Genomic DNA, 15366 nt, shown 5'->3' on the forward strand with positions numbered 1-15366 from the left:
AGATATGGCGTCGCGCTTCAATGCGCTGAAGGCGGACGCGGCGTGGCAGGGGGTGTGGGATCAACGCTCCACCTTCGCCGCGCGTGACGACAGCCCCAAGCCCCGTTCGTATGTGCTCGAGATGTTTCCGTACCCGTCGGGGCGGATCCACATGGGCCATGTGCGCAACTACACGATGGGCGACGTGCTGGCGCGCTATCGCCGCATGATCGGGCATGAAGTGCTCCATCCCATGGGCTGGGATGCGTTCGGCATGCCGGCCGAGAATGCCGCGATGGAAAAGGGCGTCCATCCCGGCCGCTGGACCCGCGCCAATATCGCGACGATGAAGGCGCAGTTGAAGCGGCTCGGTTTCGCGCTCGATTGGACGCGCGAACTGGCGACGTGCGAGCCGGATTATTACGGCCACGAACAGGCCTTGTTCCTCGATCTGTTCAAGGCCGGGCTCGTCTACCGCAAGGAATCGGCGGTCAATTGGGATCCGGTCGACATGACCGTATTGGCCAACGAGCAGGTGATCGACGGCCGCGGCTGGCGTTCGGGGGCGCTGGTCGAGCGGCGCAAGCTCAGCCAGTGGTTCCTGAAGATCACCGATTTCGCCGACGAGCTGCTCGACGGCCTGGACGCGCTCGATCAGTGGCCGGACAAGGTCAAGCTGATGCAGGGCAACTGGATCGGGCGCAGCCAGGGGCTGACCTTCTCGTTCAAGCTGTCGGATGGCGAAAAGGTCGACGTCTTCACCACGCGGCCGGACACGATGTTCGGCTCGAGCTTCGTCGCCGTCGCCGCCGATCACCCGATTGCGCGCAAGCTGGCCGAGACCAACGCCGAGGCCGCCGCATTCATCGATTTGTGCAAGCGCGGCGGAACGACTGCGGCCGAGCTCGAAACGCAGGAGAAGCTCGGCTTCGCGACTGGCATCACCGCGACGCATCCGCTGGATCCGACGTGGCAATTGCCGGTCTACATCGCGAACTTCGTGCTGATGGAATATGGCACCGGCGCCGTGTTCGGCGTGCCGGCGCACGATCAGCGCGATCTGGACTTCGCGCGCAAATACCGCCTGCCGGTCAAGCGCGTGGTTTCGGACGGCCCGATCGAGGATCCGGTATTCGTCGGCAACGAGGCGTGGACCGGGCCGGGGACCTTGGTGAATTCGCACTTCCTGGATGGCATGGACATCGAGGATGCCAAGCGCATCGTCATCGAACGCGCCGAGAGCGATGGCTGGGGCAAGGGCTCGACCGTGTTCCGCTTGCGCGACTGGGGCGTCAGCCGCCAGCGTTACTGGGGCACGCCGATCCCGATCATCCATTGCGACAAATGCGGTGCAGTACCGGTGCCGCGCGAACAGCTGCCGGTGGTGTTGCCGGAGGATGTCAGCTTCGACGTGCCGGGCAATCCGCTCGATCGTCATACCGGCTGGAATCAGGTCGATTGCCCGTCCTGCGGCGGCGCGGGGCGGCGCGAGACCGACACGCTCGACACGTTCGTCGATTCGTCCTGGTACTTCATCCGCTTCGCCAGCCAGCCCAAGGACAGGCCGTTCGACCGCGCCGTGGCCGAGAAGTGGCTGCCGGTTGGGCAATATATCGGCGGGGTCGAGCACGCGATCCTGCACCTGCTCTATGCGCGTTTCTGGACCCGCGCGCTGAAGCACATCGGCCATCTCGATGTGGCGGAACCGTTCGCCGGGCTGTTCACGCAAGGCATGGTGACGCACGAGACGTATAGCCGGACGGTGGAGACGCTGGGTACCGACGGCGTGGACGTGATCGCCAAGCCGTTGTGGCTGGCGCCGGACGATATCGAGCGCCGCGATGATGGTGTGTTCGACCGCGCAACGGGTGATGCCGTCACCGTCGGGCGCGTCGAGAAGATGTCCAAGTCCAAGAAGAACACCGTCGATCCTGAACCGATCGTCGATCAATATGGCGCAGACGCGGTGCGCTGGTTCATGCTGTCGGATTCGCCGCCCGAGCGCGATCTGCCGTGGAGCGAGAGCGGCATCGAGGGTTGCTGGCGGTTCATTCAGCGGCTGTGGCGGCTGTTCGACGGCGAACGATCCGACGGATCGGGCAGGGATGCGGCGCTGGATCGCAAGCTGCACCAGACGATCGCCGGCATTGCGCTCGACATCGAAGCGCTCGGCTTCAACAAGGCGGTCGCCAAATTGTACGCGCTGGTCAACGATATCGAGAAGGCCAAGCCCTCGGCATCGCGCGACACGGCCATCGCCACCTTGATGCGGCTGGTGGCACCGATGGCGCCGCATCTGGCGGAGGAGGCCTGGTCCTTGGCCGGTAATGACGGCCTGATCGCCGATGCGCCCTGGCCCGAGGTCGATCCGGCGTTGCTGGTCGAGGACGAAGTGACGATCGCGCTGCAAGTGAACGGCAAGCTGCGCGACACAGTGAAGGTCGCCAAGGGCACGCCCAAGGATGCGATGGAGGCGCTGGCGCTCGCCAATGTCAACGTGCAGCGCGTGCTGGATGGCGCAATGCCGAAAAAGATCGTCGTGGTACCCGATCGTCTGGTAAACCTCGTCGCATGAAGCGCATCCTCAGTCTCGCCCTCCTGACCCTCACGCTATCGGGCTGCGGCCTGCATCCGCTGTACAGCGGCGGCGGATCAGGCGCCGTGGCGACCACGCTGACGCGGATCGAAGTCGCGCCGATCCAGGGCAAGTCCGGCTGGCTGATGGCCAATGCGCTGAACGACCGTCTGTCAGCGGGCAAGACCGCCCCCGCCTATCGCCTGGAAGTACGGCTGGACGACGATATCACGGGCCTGGGCGTACGGCGCGACAACAGTATCGCGCGCGAACGGCGCACGCTGCGCGCACGCTATCAGCTTATCGATCTCGCCAATGGATCGGTCCTGCTGGACGCGACCGCCGGCTCCGATGCCGGTATCGACGTGGTCGGATCGGAATATGCCACCATAGCGGCGGAGAATACCGCGCTTGAACGGCTGGCGGGGATCGTCGCCGATCAGATCGTGGCACGCGTCGCGCTTTATGCGCAGCGGACGCAGCCGCAATCCACGGCTGCCGCACCCGCGCCGCAATGACGGCGTGAAGGCCAACACAAACCAGATCCGCGCGGCGATCGATGCCGCCGACCCGTCGATCCGCCTGTTCCTGCTGCATGGGCCCGATGAGGCAGGCGCTCAGGACCTGGCGACGAGGCTGGCGCGCAAGATGGGGCCGGACGCCGAGCGCGTCGACCTCGAGCCCGCCTTGCTCAAGAGCAATCCCGGCCGGCTTGCCGACGAAGCGGCTTCGTTATCGCTGTTCGGCGGCGCGCGGCATATCCGCATTTCGGGCGCAGGCGAGGAATGCCTGGAGGCATTCACCCTCCTGCTGGCGACCGAACGCGCCGGAAACCCGGTCGTGGCGATTGCACCATCGCTCAAGAGCAGCGCCAAGCTGGTCAAGCTCGCCACCGTGGCACGGGCGGCAATGGTCTGCGCGTTCTACATGCCTGAGGGCGCGGACGCGGACAAACTCGTCTCGACCATCGCGCGCGAGTTCGGCATGAGCACGACCGGAGACACCGCGACGCGGCTGGCGCTCGCCACTGGCGGCGACCGCGCGATTATGACTCGCGAGCTGGAGAAACTGGCGCTGTTCCTCGATGCCGATGCCGAGCGGCCACGCGAGATCGACGATGCCGCGCTGGACGCGATCGGCGCGGACATCGGCGATGCCGAGATGAGCCGCGCGATCGATGCGGCGATCGACGGTAAGCCCGACGTGCTCGGGGCGGAGCTCGCACGGCTGAACGAAGCCGGCGTATCGCCGATCCCGGTGCTGCGGCAGCTCGCGCGGCGCTTGATGACGCTGGCCGAGCTGCGCGCGCAATTGGATGGCGGGGCAGGGGTCGCGCATGTCACCGATGGCATCTTCTTCCGCGAGAAAGCGATCACCGCGCGGGCACTCCGACATTGGCAAAGCCCCATGCTGACCATTGCGATCGACCGCGTGCGCGAAGCCGAGCGCGCGATGATGGGCGCCGCCACCGCAGGCAGTGTGCTGGCCGAGGCGGCGATGCTGGCCATCGCACGGCAGGCGGCACGGCAGCGCTGACATGCCGATGATGGTAGCAGCTGGCGCAAGCGCCGCGTGCCTTCAGCCTGACTTAACGCCTATTGGACGATAAGAGGGCAGGGGAGGCCGTGATGGCGATTCGATGCAAGATGACGGGCCATGCCCCAGAGGAACCCGGCGTGTTCAACGCCGGGCTGCACTTCACACGCTGCAACAGTTGTGGGGCGGAGCTATTCCGGCAACAGGGTGGCCGTTGGCTCCCGCTCCCGCCGCAATTTCGGGTCAGGTGGGAGCGCGAGGGGGAACATAGCATCGCGCCGTGGAAAGCGATCAACATCGCGCATCGCAAGCGCTGGCGCCTCTAACGAGCCGTTAAATCTGCTCTCCGCTAAGTCTTTGACAAAGCATGTCTAATTGGTCGAGCGTCGCATAGTTGAGCGTGAGCGACCCGCCCTTGGCCCCATAAGCGATGCGCACCTGCAGGCCGAGCAGGTCACCCAATTGATGTTCGAGCGCCGCGAGATCTGCGTCGCGCCCACCATCACCCGCCGATCGCCCGCGCGGCTCCGGCTTGGCGCCGCGCGCGAGCCGCTCGGTCTCGCGCACCGACAAGCCCTTGGCGATGACCTGATCGACCAGCCCCTCGACATCGGCAACACCGATCAGCGCACGGGCATGGCCCATGGTGAGATCACCGGTGACGACGCGCTCCTGCACCGGCTGTGGCAGTTCCAACAGACGCAACAGGTTGGCGATATGGCTCCGCGACTTGTGTACCAGCTTGCCCAGCGCTTCCTGGGTATGACCGTAATCGTCGATCAGGCGATGATACGCCTCCGCCTCTTCGATCGCGTTGAGATCCTGGCGCTGGATGTTCTCGACCAGCGCGACTTCCATCGTCGCGGCATCGTCGAAATCGCGGACGATGACCGGCACCTCGTGCAACCGGGCGCGCTGCGCGGCGCGCCAGCGACGCTCCCCGGCGACGATCTGATACCCCTTGCCGTGCGGGCGTACGACGATCGGCTGGATCAGCCCGCGCGCCGCGATCGAGGTGGCGAGTTCCTCCAGCGCCGCTTCGTCGAAATGTCGCCGCGGCTGATTGGGATGCGGGCTGATCGATCCCACCGGCAAGGTCCGCAGTCCTGGAGACAGCGACTCGCTCTGTCCGATCGGCTCTTCGCGCGCGATATCACCAAGCAACGCGTTCAGCCCACGACCAAGTCCAGATCGAGGCTTCGCACGCATCGGCGTGGCATTGTCTGGTGCAGGGGAGTCGGTCATGCGGCCTTCGCAGCGTCGGCGCTCTTGGGCAGGCGCGGAATGAGTTCACGGGCCAGTGCCATATACGCTTCCGATCCCGAGCAGCGATGATCGTAGATCAACGCGGGCAATCCGTGGCTCGGCGCTTCGGAAAGGCGGACGTTGCGCGGGATGACAGTGTCGAACACCACACGGCCCAACACGGCGCGGACATCGTTCGACACCTGGTCCGTCAGCCGGTTGCGGCGATCGTACATCGTCAAGGCAACGCCCAGGATCGACAGGCCGGGATTGAAGCGCTCGCGGATGCGCTCGACCGTGCCGAGCAACTGGCTCAGGCCTTCCAACGCGAAAAACTCGCACTGCAGCGGTACGAGCAGAGAATTGGCGGCGACCATCGCGTTGAGCGTCAACAGCCCCAACGATGGCGGGCAATCGATCAGCACCACGTCCCAGCGGCTTTCGCACCGGGCAAGCGCACGGCTCAAGCGGTGCGTCCGCTCCTCATATTCGACCAACTCTATCTCGGCCCCGGACAGATCCGAATTGGCAGGTACGATGTCGAGCTTGGGCACGCAGGTCGCGAGTGCCGCATCGGTAACAGGCATCTCGCCAAGCAGGATATCGTAAGTCGACTTGCCGCGGCTGGCGCGATTAATGCCAAGGCCGGTCGACGCGTTACCTTGAGGGTCGAGATCAATGATCAATACATTGAGCCCCGTGGCGGCAAGCGCCGTCCCCACATTGATCGCGGTGGTGGTCTTGCCAACGCCACCTTTTTGATTCGCCACCGCAATGACATTCATCGACGAGACACCTTGCTGGCGATTACGATGAGAGATTCTGGGTCCGTAGCACTTTGTTCCACGTGGAACACTCCATGCCATGAACGCTGCGCTTGCGCTACCTCTTCTCGCGCGGTCTTGCCTTTCGGCAGGAGCCAGATGGTCTCTTTGGAGGCGCAATGCCGCGCGGAATTAAGCAGGGCGTCGATCTGTGACACTGCCCGCGCCGAGATGACACTCGCCTTCAACACCTCGGCCTCGACCTTTATGGCGGCGACGCTGATCTGATGCTGTAACCCCAGACGCTCCACAACATGGTCCAGGAAGGCCGCACGCCGACGGCGTGGTTCAATCAGACGCGTCTCAGTTCCCGACAAGAGCGCCGTCACGATCCCCGGAAACCCTGCGCCGGTTCCAATGTCCAGCCAGGTTCCTGCCGATGCGGCGGCCGCAAGCGGCACCAGCTGCGCAGAATCGAGCATATGCCTGACCCACAGATGATCGATCGTCGAGGCGGCAATAAGGTTCTGGTTGCCGGACTCCTCGACCACCATGTCGGCAAAGAGACGCAACCGCGCGAGCGCGGCCGCGCCATATCGTTGCTCGATCCAGTCGCGAGCGTCATCCTCGGTCATGCCGCACGTCGCTTGGCGTGCAGCAGGATCGCCGTCAGTGCGGCAGGGGTGATGCCGCGAATACGACCCGCCGCGCCGAGAGTCGTCGGGCTGGCCATCGATAATCGCTCTACCATTTCGCTGGATAGTCCTGGGATCGTCGCAAAGTCCAAGTTGAGCGGCAGGACGACGGCATCATTGTTGCGCAGCCGTGCTACTTCGTCCGACTGCCGCTCGATATAGGGCGCATAGCGTGCGTCTTCGACTGCCTCGGCGATCAACGCAGCATCGAACGCGCCCAGGAGCGACGGGGCGACATGCATCACCGTTACGCCGGGCAGGCGCAACCATGCCGCTGCGGACCTTTTCTCGCCAGCGATCTCAGTCGCACCGTTGCGAATCAATTCTGCAGCACTGACCGGCTGGTTCAATCGCCCAGCTATTTTGAAGAGATCGGCCTGGCGTGATGCTTGGTGCCGTCTGCGGTCATTCCCCAAAACGCCAAGCGCCGCAGCGGTTTCCCCCAGCCGGGTCTCGGCATTGTCAGCGCGCAGCCGCAAGCGATATTCCGCGCGCGCTGTCAGCATGCGGTAAGGCTCGGTCACCCCTTGCAGAACGAGATCGTCGATCATCACACCGAGATAGCTGCTCGATCGATCGAGCAGTAGCGGATCGAGCTGCAGTGCGTGGGCTGCGGCATTGATCCCGGCGACGAGGCCCTGGCCCGCCGCCTCTTCATAGCCGGTCGTACCGTTGATCTGACCGGCGCAGAACAAGCCGCCCAACGCGCGCACCTCCAATGTCGGGGCCAAGGCGCGCGGGTCAATATAGTCATATTCCACCGCGTAACCGGGCACGATGATCTTCGTGCGCTCCAAGCCAGGGATCGAGCGTATCATTGCCGCCTGCACGTCGCTCGGCAGAGATGTGGAGATGCCGTTCGGATAGATCGCGACATCGTCCAGACCTTCCGGTTCAAGGAAGATCTGATGCCCGTCACGATCACCGAAGCGGTGGATCTTGTCCTCGATCGACGGGCAGTATCGCGGGCCAGTCCCGTCGATCGCGCCGCTGAACAAGGGCGATCGATCCAGGCTCGCCCGAATGATGTCGTGCGTGTGTTGCGTGGTACGGGTGATTGCGCAGAACAATTGCGGCTGGATTCGGCCGGGCGACAATGGCGACATCGTCCATTGCTCGTCGTCGCTATGCTGTTCGGGTAGCGCGGCCCAGTCGATCGTCCGACCGTCCAAGCGCGGCGGGGTGCCCGTCTTCAGACGTGCCATCGGCAAGCGTGCGTCGCGCAACTGCACGGCAAGGCGGCTCGCGGCAGCTTCGCCGATGCGTCCTCCCGTCAGCCGTTCCTCGCCCCGGAACATACGCGCGCCGAGAAAGGTGCCCGTCGCGAGCACCACGGCGGGAGCGCTGATCGATCTACCATCCGCTAGGATCACGCCCGCGACTGTGCTGTCGTTCAGGATAAGCGAGGCTGCCTCGCCACCGACAATGGTGAGGCTAGGCTGTGCATGTAGCATGCGCTGGATTGCAGCCGCATAAAGCCGTCGGTCCGCCTGCACACGAGGACCCTGAACCGCGCTGCCCTTGCTGCGGTTGAGCATGCGATAGTGGATGCCCGCATCATCCGTAGCCCGCGCGATCAAGCCATCGAATGCATCGATCTCGCGCACCAAATGGCCTTTACCAAGCCCGCCGATCGCCGGGTTGCAGGACATCGCGCCAATCTTCGCAGGGTCGAAGCTTATCAGCGCGGTCTTGGCGCCCCGCCTGGCTGCCGCGGCGGCAGCTTCGGTCCCCGCATGGCCGCCGCCGATGACGATAACGTCGAAGTTCATGCGGACGGCGCTATGCCTCACCGCATGGTCTGTCAAAGAGTGTTCCACGTGGAACGCTACTTACCGATGCAAAACGCGCCGAACAGCGCGTCAAGCATGCGCTCAGTATCGCCACGCCCCGTAATCGCGTCGAGCGCGTTCCGGGCCTGACGCAGGTGTTCGGCGGTCATCAATAAATCGATAGCTCGCGCGGCAAGTAAAAGTTCGTTGGTGCACGTAGAGAGCAGATCACGCTGTCGAGCATTGAGGGCAACATCATCCAAAACCGGCAGCAGACCCGCGGCGCGACGTTCGATCTCGCTCCAGAGCGCATCCAATCCCAATGCCCTGTGCACAGAAATCGAGAATTCTGCTCCCGTTTCGGTCCGGCCAATTTCGTCAGCGCGGGCACGCAGCCAGATCGCGCCGGGAGGAGCATCGCTGTCGCCAAGCCACAACACCACATCGGCTGCCTCAATGGCCAAACGTGCGCGCTCGATACCCTGAGCTTCGATCGGATCATCGGTCGCTTCCGCCAGGCCGGCTGTGTCCGTCAGTAAGTAAGCGATGCCGTTGCGACGAACGGGCACATCGATCCTGTCGCGTGTCGTTCCGGCAATTGAAGAAACAATCGCGGCGTCGCGCTCTGCCAGCGCGTTGATCAAGGTTGATTTGCCGCTATTCGGAGGTCCGGCGAGCACGATGCGAATGCCATCCTTCAACCGCTCGACCGGCGGCTTGGCAAGGATCGTCGTCATCTCGCCTGCGAGCTGGCGACAGGCATCGGCAATAGCGCTTTCATCCTCCTCGGGAACGTCGTCCTCGTCGGAAAAATCGAGTTGTGCCTCCACCTGTGCTGCAATCGTCAACAGGCGGGTCAGCCAAGCCTCTACGCGCCGACGAATGCCCCCTTCGGCCGCGGTCAACGCTGCGCGCCGTTGCGTCTCTGTCTCAGCCGCAAGCAAGTCGCCCAAGCCTTCTGCCTCGCTCAGATCGATGATCCCCGCCTGCAGGGCACGCCGCGTGAACTCGCCAGGCTCGGCTCGACGCAATCCGTCGATCGCGCCGAGCGACGCCTCCACTGCGGCAACCACCGCTCGTCCCCCATGGAGGTGGAGTTCGACCAGATCCTCTCCCGTGGCCGTCCTCGGCCCGGGGAACACGATGACCAGTGCATTGTCCAAGGGCCCAGCGCTGCTAGGATCAACGAGACGGCGTAGCGAGGCGCGGCGGGGTGGGGGAAGCGCGCCGCACAACAGGCTCGCGGCTGCGCAAGCGCGTGGGCCGCTGATGCGCAAAACGGCGATGGCGGCAGGCGGAGCGCCGCTCGACACCGCGAAGATCGTATCCATGGTTCAGCCGGTCGACTTACCGGAAGTCTCGAGCATCTGGCGCCAGAAGCTCAGCCCGGCATCGCTCATCGGGGCCCAGCTGCGCATCATGCCTTCCACCATCTCCGGCTGGACGACGCCGTCCAAAGCGCCGGTCAGCGAGGCGATGTACTTCTCGTGCACGGGGGTCAGGTCGGGCAGGCCCATCATGCGGCGTGCTTCCTCCGGGGTGCAATCGACCTCGACATTGAACTTCATCGATCTTCTCCGCTTGAGCCGGCGCCGTGCGCGGCATAATCATCTGCCCCATGTATGCGCGCGACACCGCCCTGATCGCAACGCCCATCGGCATGGTGCAGGTGAGCGGCACCGCCGAGCATGTCATCGCGATCACCATCCTGTCGTACATCACCGCAGAGCGGCAGCCGAACGGCGGTGCGGTCGCCGACGCGGCGACACAGCTACGCGCCTGGTTCGCCGGTACGCTGTTCACATTCGATCTGCCCCTTGCCCCGGCAGCGACGGAAAGAGGCGCTGTTCTCCGCACCGCGATGATCGCACTGCCTTATGGCGAGACGATCGGCTATGGCCAGCTTGCGCAGACCATCGCGTCGAGCGCGCGGGCGATCGGCCAAGCCTGTGCCCGCAACCCGTTACCGATCATCGTGCCGTGTCGCCGCGTGCTCGATGGCAAGGGGACGCTGGGCGCTTATTCGGCGGGGGGAGGCCCTGCCACCAAACCCTGGCTGCTCGACCATGAGCGGCTCCATTCCGGAAGGACTCTCCTATGACGATGACGATCGACACGCTCGACCATGATGGCAGTTTTAGCGCCTATGTCGCGCGACCTGAGGGGCAGCCGAAGGCGGCGATCATCGTCATCCAGGAAGTGTTCGGCATCAATGCCGGCATCCGCGGTAAGTGCGATGCGCTGGCGACGGCAGGCTATTTGGCGATCGCGCCCGATCTGTTCTGGCGTACCGCGCCCGGGATCGAACTCGATCCCGACGTGCCCGAGCAGATGCAGCGTGGGCTCGACCTGTTCGGCACGTTCGACCAGGACCTAGGTATCGCGGATATCGAAGCAACGATCCGCGCGGCCCGGGCAGAGATCGGCGGCGGGAAGGTCGGCGCGGTCGGCTATTGCTTGGGCGGCCGGCTCGCATTCATGACCGCGACACGCACCGATGTGGATGCGAGCGTCGGCTATTACGGTGTCGGGATCGACGGCCTGTTGGGCGAGAAGCACGCCATCGCCAAGCCCGTGCTGCTACACGTGCCGGTCGAGGATCACTTCGTCGACAAGGATGCCCAGGCGCGCATGCATGCCGGCCTGGACGATCATCCCAAGGTGACGCTCTACGACTATCCGGGCGAGGATCACGGTTTCGCGACCGAGATCGGGTCACGGCGTTCGCCTGCGTCAGCCGAGTTAGCGGACGGACGGACGGCGGCGTTCTTTGCCGAGCATCTCGGGTGATCTGATCGCCGGGTGCGGGGGTCCCAGTCGCGGCTGTGGTTGCGGGCGTGACGCCCGTTATCGCATGTGCCGCGACTGGGCCCCGGCCTTCGCCGGGGAACAGGTAGAAGGTCTCTCTCTAGCCGAGCGTACCAAGGAACGGCTGGAGATCGTGCCAGCCTTCCAGGATCATCTTGCCAGCGACATAGACGATGATGACCAGGCCGACCCAGGCGATCCACCGATAGCGTTCGATATATTTGGCGATCACGTTGGCCGCGAGGCCCATCAGCGCGACCGACAGGATCAGGCCGATCACCATGATCCCGGGATGCTCGCGCGCCGCGCCGGCAACGGCCAGCACGTTGTCGAGGCTCATCGATACGTCGGCCACTGCCACTGCCCAGGCCGCTGCAATGAAGCTCTTGGCCGGCCGGATGCCGCTAGTCTCGTCGCCATCCACCTCGGGCGAGCCGCCATTGACGCTCTTGGGCTTCAACTCGCGGTACATCTTCCACGCCACCCAAAGCAGCAGCAGGCCACCGCCTAGCACCAGACCGTAATGCTTGAAGCTCTCGAGACCGTAGAGCACCGCCACGGCGAAGATGATCCGCAGCACCAGCGCGGCGAGGATACCGATCAGGATGACCTTGCGGCGCTGCTCCGCCGGCAACCCGGCAGCCAGTGCGCCGACAATGATCGCATTGTCGCCGGCCAGTGCCACGTCGAGCAGGACGACAGTGGCAAAGGCAGTCAGCGCCGATGTCGTGCCGATATTGGCAAAGTCGCTGACGATGTGGCTCCATAGCCAGCCCAGCGACATGGGTTCAACAGTGGGTGTGGCGGCGGCCAGCAGGGCGATGAGGCTCATGGGGGGCTCCGCGATTGGATGATTTGGTAACGTACTTCAAAAAAAAGGCGTGGGCAAAGCCCACGCCGTCGGCCGGGGTGATACCCCGCCGGCCGGACCGGTGCGAGTCCGGATCTAGCTACGCTAAATCCGGCCGCACTCGGTCACTGATTCATACTGTCGAAGAAATTCTCGTTGGTCTTGGAATCCTTCATCTTGTCGAGCAGGAATTCCATCGCGTCGATCGTGCCCATCTGCATGAGGATGCGGCGCAGCACCCACATCTTGCTGAGCTTGACCTTGTCGACGAGCAACTCATCCTTGCGGGTACCGGACTTGCCGACGTCCAGCGCCGGGAAGACGCGCTTGTCGGCAACCTTGCGATCGAGCACGATTTCCGAGTTACCCGTGCCCTTGAATTCCTCGAAGATCACTTCGTCCATGCGGCTGCCTGTATCGATCAGTGCCGTGGCGATGATCGACAGCGAACCGCCTTCCTCGATGTTGCGCGCCGCGCCGAAGAAGCGCTTCGGGCGCTGCAATGCATTGGCGTCGACACCACCGGTCAGCACCTTGCCCGAGCTCGGCACGACCGTGTTGTAGGCGCGGCCGAGACGCGTGATCGAGTCGAGAAGGATAACCACATCCTTCTTGTGCTCGACCAGGCGCTTGGCCTTTTCGATAACCATTTCAGCAACTTGCACGTGGCGCTGCGCGGGTTCATCGAAGGTGGAGGAGACGACCTCGCCCTTCACGCTGCGCTGCATGTCGGTGACTTCCTCCGGCCGCTCGTCGATCAGCAGCACGATCAGGAACACTTCCGGGTGGTTCTCGGAAATCGCACGCGCAATGTTCTGCAGCATCACCGTCTTGCCGACGCGCGGTGGTGCCACGATCAGCGTGCGCTGACCCTTGCCCTGCGGCGACACGATATCGATGACGCGAGCCGACTTGTCCTTCTGCGTCGGATCGAGCGTGTCGAGCGTGAGCTTGCTCTCGGGATAGAGCGGCGTGAGATTGTCGAAATTGACGCGGTGCCGGACGACATCGGGATCGTCGAAATTGACCGCGGTGAGCTTGACCAGCGCGAAATAGCGTTCGCCGTCCTTGGGCCCGCGGATCTCGCCTTCGACCGTGTCACCGGTCCGCAGGCCGAATTTGCGCACCTGGTTGGGCGACACATAGATGTCGTCGGGTCCGGCCAGGTAATTGGATTCCGGCGAGCGCAGGAAGCCGAAGCCATCCGGCAGCACCTCGATCGTGCCGAGCCCCATGATCTGCTCGCCCTCTTCGGCCTGGACCTTGAGGATCGCGAACATCAAGTCCTGCTTGCGCAGCGTCGATGCGCCTTCGACGCCCAACTCTTCGGCCATGCTGACCAGTTCGGCCGGTTTCTTGTTCTTGAGGTCTTTGAGATGCATGGGGATAGCGTCCGGCTAGTCTGGGAGGGCATCGGAGGGGTGCGCGAAGGACTCGGGCAAGCGATGCGGGAGGAGGATGCCGACGCGGAGAAACCGTGTGCCGACAGTCGCAGGAGGTAAGAGGGGGAGGGGGCCAAGTCAACGGGAAACCCGTCACCCCGGACTTGTTCCGGGGTCCACCGGCCCGCAAACGCAACGCTTTTGGTAGTGATGCACCGTGGACCCCGGAACAAGCCCGGGGTGACGACAGCGTTAGAACGGCTTCACGAACGCCAGGATGACGATCACCGTCGCGGCCACTGCCGGGATCTCGTTCAACATACGTAGCGTTTTGCCGCTCAGCGTCGGCTTCCCCGCCGCAAGCTTCCTGGCATAGCCGACCGCCCAGCCATGATAGCCGCTCAAGCCCAGTACGAAGAGCAGTTTGACGTGCAGCCAGCCCTCCGCCCAATGCTGGCCGATCGTCGCCAGCGTCAGGCCGAGCAGCCAGACGATGATCATCGCCGGCGTCAGGATGATCTTGCGGATCTTGCTCTCGCGCTCGACCCACAAAGCGGCCTCGTCGGCGCGGCCGGCGGCAAGCGCTTCCTGGTGGTAGACGAGATAGCGCGGCAGCATGAACAGCCCGGCCATCCAGAAGATCACGAAGATCACATGCGCGGCGAGATACCAATTATACGCCACGATCAAACGCTCCATCATCGTCGTACCCGCGCGAGGAGCGCCTCGACATGCTCTATGGGCGTGTCCGGCAGGATGCCGTGGCCCAGGTTGAAGATATGCGGCCGATCGTCGAACGCCGCAAGCACGCGATCAATCGCTTCCTCCAGCGCAGGGCCGCCGGCGATCAATGCCAGCGGATCGAGATTGCCCTGCACCGGCATATGCTTGGGCAGATTGGCATCCGCCCATATTGGATCGACCGTCTCGTCCAGCCCCAGCGCATCGACACCGGTCTCCCGCGCATAAGCGGGCAGCTTGCCGCCGGCGCCCTTGGGGAATCCGATGATCGGCGTGTCGGGATGGCGCGCCTTCAGTCCGGCGACGATCGTGGCATTGGGGGCGATCACCCAGCGTTCGAATTGCGCCGGGCTGAGCGATCCCGCCCAGCTGTCGAACAATTGCACCGCTTCCACGCCGGCATCGATCTGCGCGGAGAGATAGTCGATCGTCATCGCGGCGATCGCATCGATGATCTCGCCGAAGCGCTGCGGATCGCCATAGGCCAGGCGGCGGGTCTCACCCTGGTCCTTGCTGCCTTGGCCTGCGACCATATAGGTCGCCACTGTCCAGGGACTGCCGGCAAAGCCCAGGAACGTGGTTTCCGGCGGCAAGGCAGCCGCGACCCGGGCGACGGTCGCATAGACTGGCTCCAGCCGTTCTGCTGCCCCCTGTAGGCCCTCCAGCGTGGCGCTCGACAGCGGCGGCGCCAGACGCGGGCCTTCGCCGACGCCAAAGCTCAGATCTTGCCCCAGTGCCCAGGGCACCATCAGGATATCGGAAAACAGGATCGCGCCGTCGAACCCGAAGCGCCGGATCGGCTGCAGCGTGACTTCGGCCGCCGCTTCCGGATCGGTGGCGAGCGCCAGAAACCCGCCTTTCTCGGCCCGCAGCGCTCGATATTCGGGTAGATACCGGCCCGCCTGGCGCATCAGCCAGATCGGTGGGACGCTCTGCCGCACACCCTTCAACACGCTGAGCAGCGGCTTGGCCGGGAGGGGCTCCGGAGCGGGGATTTCGGACGTTATCGACAAGCCGGA

15 protein-coding genes are annotated in these 15366 nt (G+C 64.2%); 5 read left to right on the plus strand and 10 right to left on the minus strand.

The annotated features are described in order from the left end of the window. The first annotated feature begins 4 nt into the window (after window positions 1–4). Genes leuS through holA form a run of 3 tightly spaced genes read left to right on the plus strand, consistent with a single transcriptional unit; the run spans window position 5 to window position 4090 of the window. Complete coding sequence (gene leuS / locus NV382_RS13250; protein WP_260597204.1) at window positions 5–2554, plus strand: leucine--tRNA ligase; 2550 nt, start codon at window positions 5–7, stop codon at window positions 2552–2554. Beyond that, a complete protein-coding gene (lptE, locus tag NV382_RS13255; protein ID WP_260597205.1) occupies window positions 2551–3072 on the plus strand; it encodes an LPS assembly lipoprotein LptE in 522 nt (173 codons plus the stop codon). The genes leuS and lptE overlap by 4 nt, the downstream gene beginning before the upstream one ends. Before the next feature lie 4 nt (window positions 3073–3076). Then, window positions 3077–4090, plus strand: a complete 1014-nt coding sequence (gene holA, locus NV382_RS13260; protein ID WP_260597206.1) for a DNA polymerase III subunit delta — start codon at window positions 3077–3079, stop codon at window positions 4088–4090. 333 nt (window positions 4091–4423) lie between these two features. On the opposite strand, the gene NV382_RS13265 is transcribed toward holA, so the two are convergent. The 6 genes from NV382_RS13265 to NV382_RS13290 are packed head-to-tail and all read right to left on the minus strand — an operon-like array spanning window position 4424 to window position 10134. Beyond that, window positions 4424–5335: a ParB/RepB/Spo0J family partition protein gene (locus NV382_RS13265; RefSeq protein WP_260597207.1), complete on the minus strand. Its 912-nt coding sequence runs from the start codon at window positions 5333–5335 to the stop codon at window positions 4424–4426. Next, window positions 5332–6120, minus strand: coding sequence for a ParA family protein (locus tag NV382_RS13270; protein WP_260597208.1), 789 nt, complete (start codon window positions 6118–6120; stop codon window positions 5332–5334). The genes NV382_RS13265 and NV382_RS13270 overlap by 4 nt, the downstream gene beginning before the upstream one ends. After that, window positions 6117–6734 carry a 16S rRNA (guanine(527)-N(7))-methyltransferase RsmG gene (gene rsmG / locus NV382_RS13275; protein WP_260597209.1) on the minus strand — a complete coding sequence of 206 codons (618 nt, stop codon included), beginning with the start codon at window positions 6732–6734 and terminating at the stop codon, window positions 6117–6119. Before rsmG ends, NV382_RS13270 begins: the two co-directional genes overlap by 4 nt. Then, window positions 6731–8566 carry a tRNA uridine-5-carboxymethylaminomethyl(34) synthesis enzyme MnmG gene (gene mnmG / locus NV382_RS13280; RefSeq protein WP_260597210.1) on the minus strand — a complete coding sequence of 612 codons (1836 nt, stop codon included), beginning with the start codon at window positions 8564–8566 and terminating at the stop codon, window positions 6731–6733. Before mnmG ends, rsmG begins: the two co-directional genes overlap by 4 nt. Window positions 8567–8622: 56 nt before the next feature. Next, window positions 8623–9897: a tRNA uridine-5-carboxymethylaminomethyl(34) synthesis GTPase MnmE gene (mnmE, locus tag NV382_RS13285; protein ID WP_260597211.1), complete on the minus strand. Its 1275-nt coding sequence runs from the start codon at window positions 9895–9897 to the stop codon at window positions 8623–8625. A gap of 3 nt (window positions 9898–9900) precedes the next feature. Further along, window positions 9901–10134, minus strand: coding sequence for a DUF6489 family protein (locus NV382_RS13290; protein WP_260597212.1), 234 nt, complete (start codon window positions 10132–10134; stop codon window positions 9901–9903). 50 nt (window positions 10135–10184) lie between these two features. On the opposite strand from NV382_RS13290, the gene NV382_RS13295 reads away from it, so the two are divergent. Both NV382_RS13295 and NV382_RS13300 read left to right on the plus strand, forming a co-directional pair. Beyond that, window positions 10185–10667, plus strand: a complete 483-nt coding sequence (locus NV382_RS13295; protein ID WP_260597213.1) for a methylated-DNA--[protein]-cysteine S-methyltransferase — start codon at window positions 10185–10187, stop codon at window positions 10665–10667. Then, window positions 10664–11356 carry a dienelactone hydrolase family protein gene (locus NV382_RS13300; protein WP_260597214.1) on the plus strand — a complete coding sequence of 231 codons (693 nt, stop codon included), beginning with the start codon at window positions 10664–10666 and terminating at the stop codon, window positions 11354–11356. Before NV382_RS13295 ends, NV382_RS13300 begins: the two co-directional genes overlap by 4 nt. Window positions 11357–11474: 118 nt before the next feature. Here the strand turns inward: NV382_RS13300 and NV382_RS13305 are convergent, their stop codons facing one another. The 4 genes from NV382_RS13305 to hemE form a co-directional block, all read right to left on the minus strand. After that, entirely contained in the window at window positions 11475–12206 is a 732-nt protein-coding gene (locus NV382_RS13305) for a YjbE family putative metal transport protein (RefSeq protein WP_260597215.1), read from the minus strand. 143 nt (window positions 12207–12349) lie between these two features. Continuing rightward, window positions 12350–13606 (minus strand): transcription termination factor Rho, encoded by a 1257-nt coding sequence (rho, locus tag NV382_RS13310; protein WP_260597216.1) that lies wholly within the window; start codon window positions 13604–13606, stop codon window positions 12350–12352. A 252-nt stretch (window positions 13607–13858) separates the two neighbouring features. Further along, window positions 13859–14305, minus strand: coding sequence for a CopD family protein (locus NV382_RS13315; protein ID WP_260600412.1), 447 nt, complete (start codon window positions 14303–14305; stop codon window positions 13859–13861). Further along, on the minus strand, window positions 14305–15258 hold the full coding sequence (gene hemE / locus NV382_RS13320) for a uroporphyrinogen decarboxylase (protein WP_260600413.1): 954 nt from the start codon (window positions 15256–15258) through the stop codon (window positions 14305–14307). Before hemE ends, NV382_RS13315 begins: the two co-directional genes overlap by 1 nt. Between the last annotated feature and the right edge of the window lie 108 nt (window positions 15259–15366).

The organism is Sphingomonas endolithica, assembly GCF_025231525.1.
In the GTDB taxonomy this organism is placed as follows: domain Bacteria; phylum Pseudomonadota; class Alphaproteobacteria; order Sphingomonadales; family Sphingomonadaceae; genus Sphingomonas; species Sphingomonas endolithica.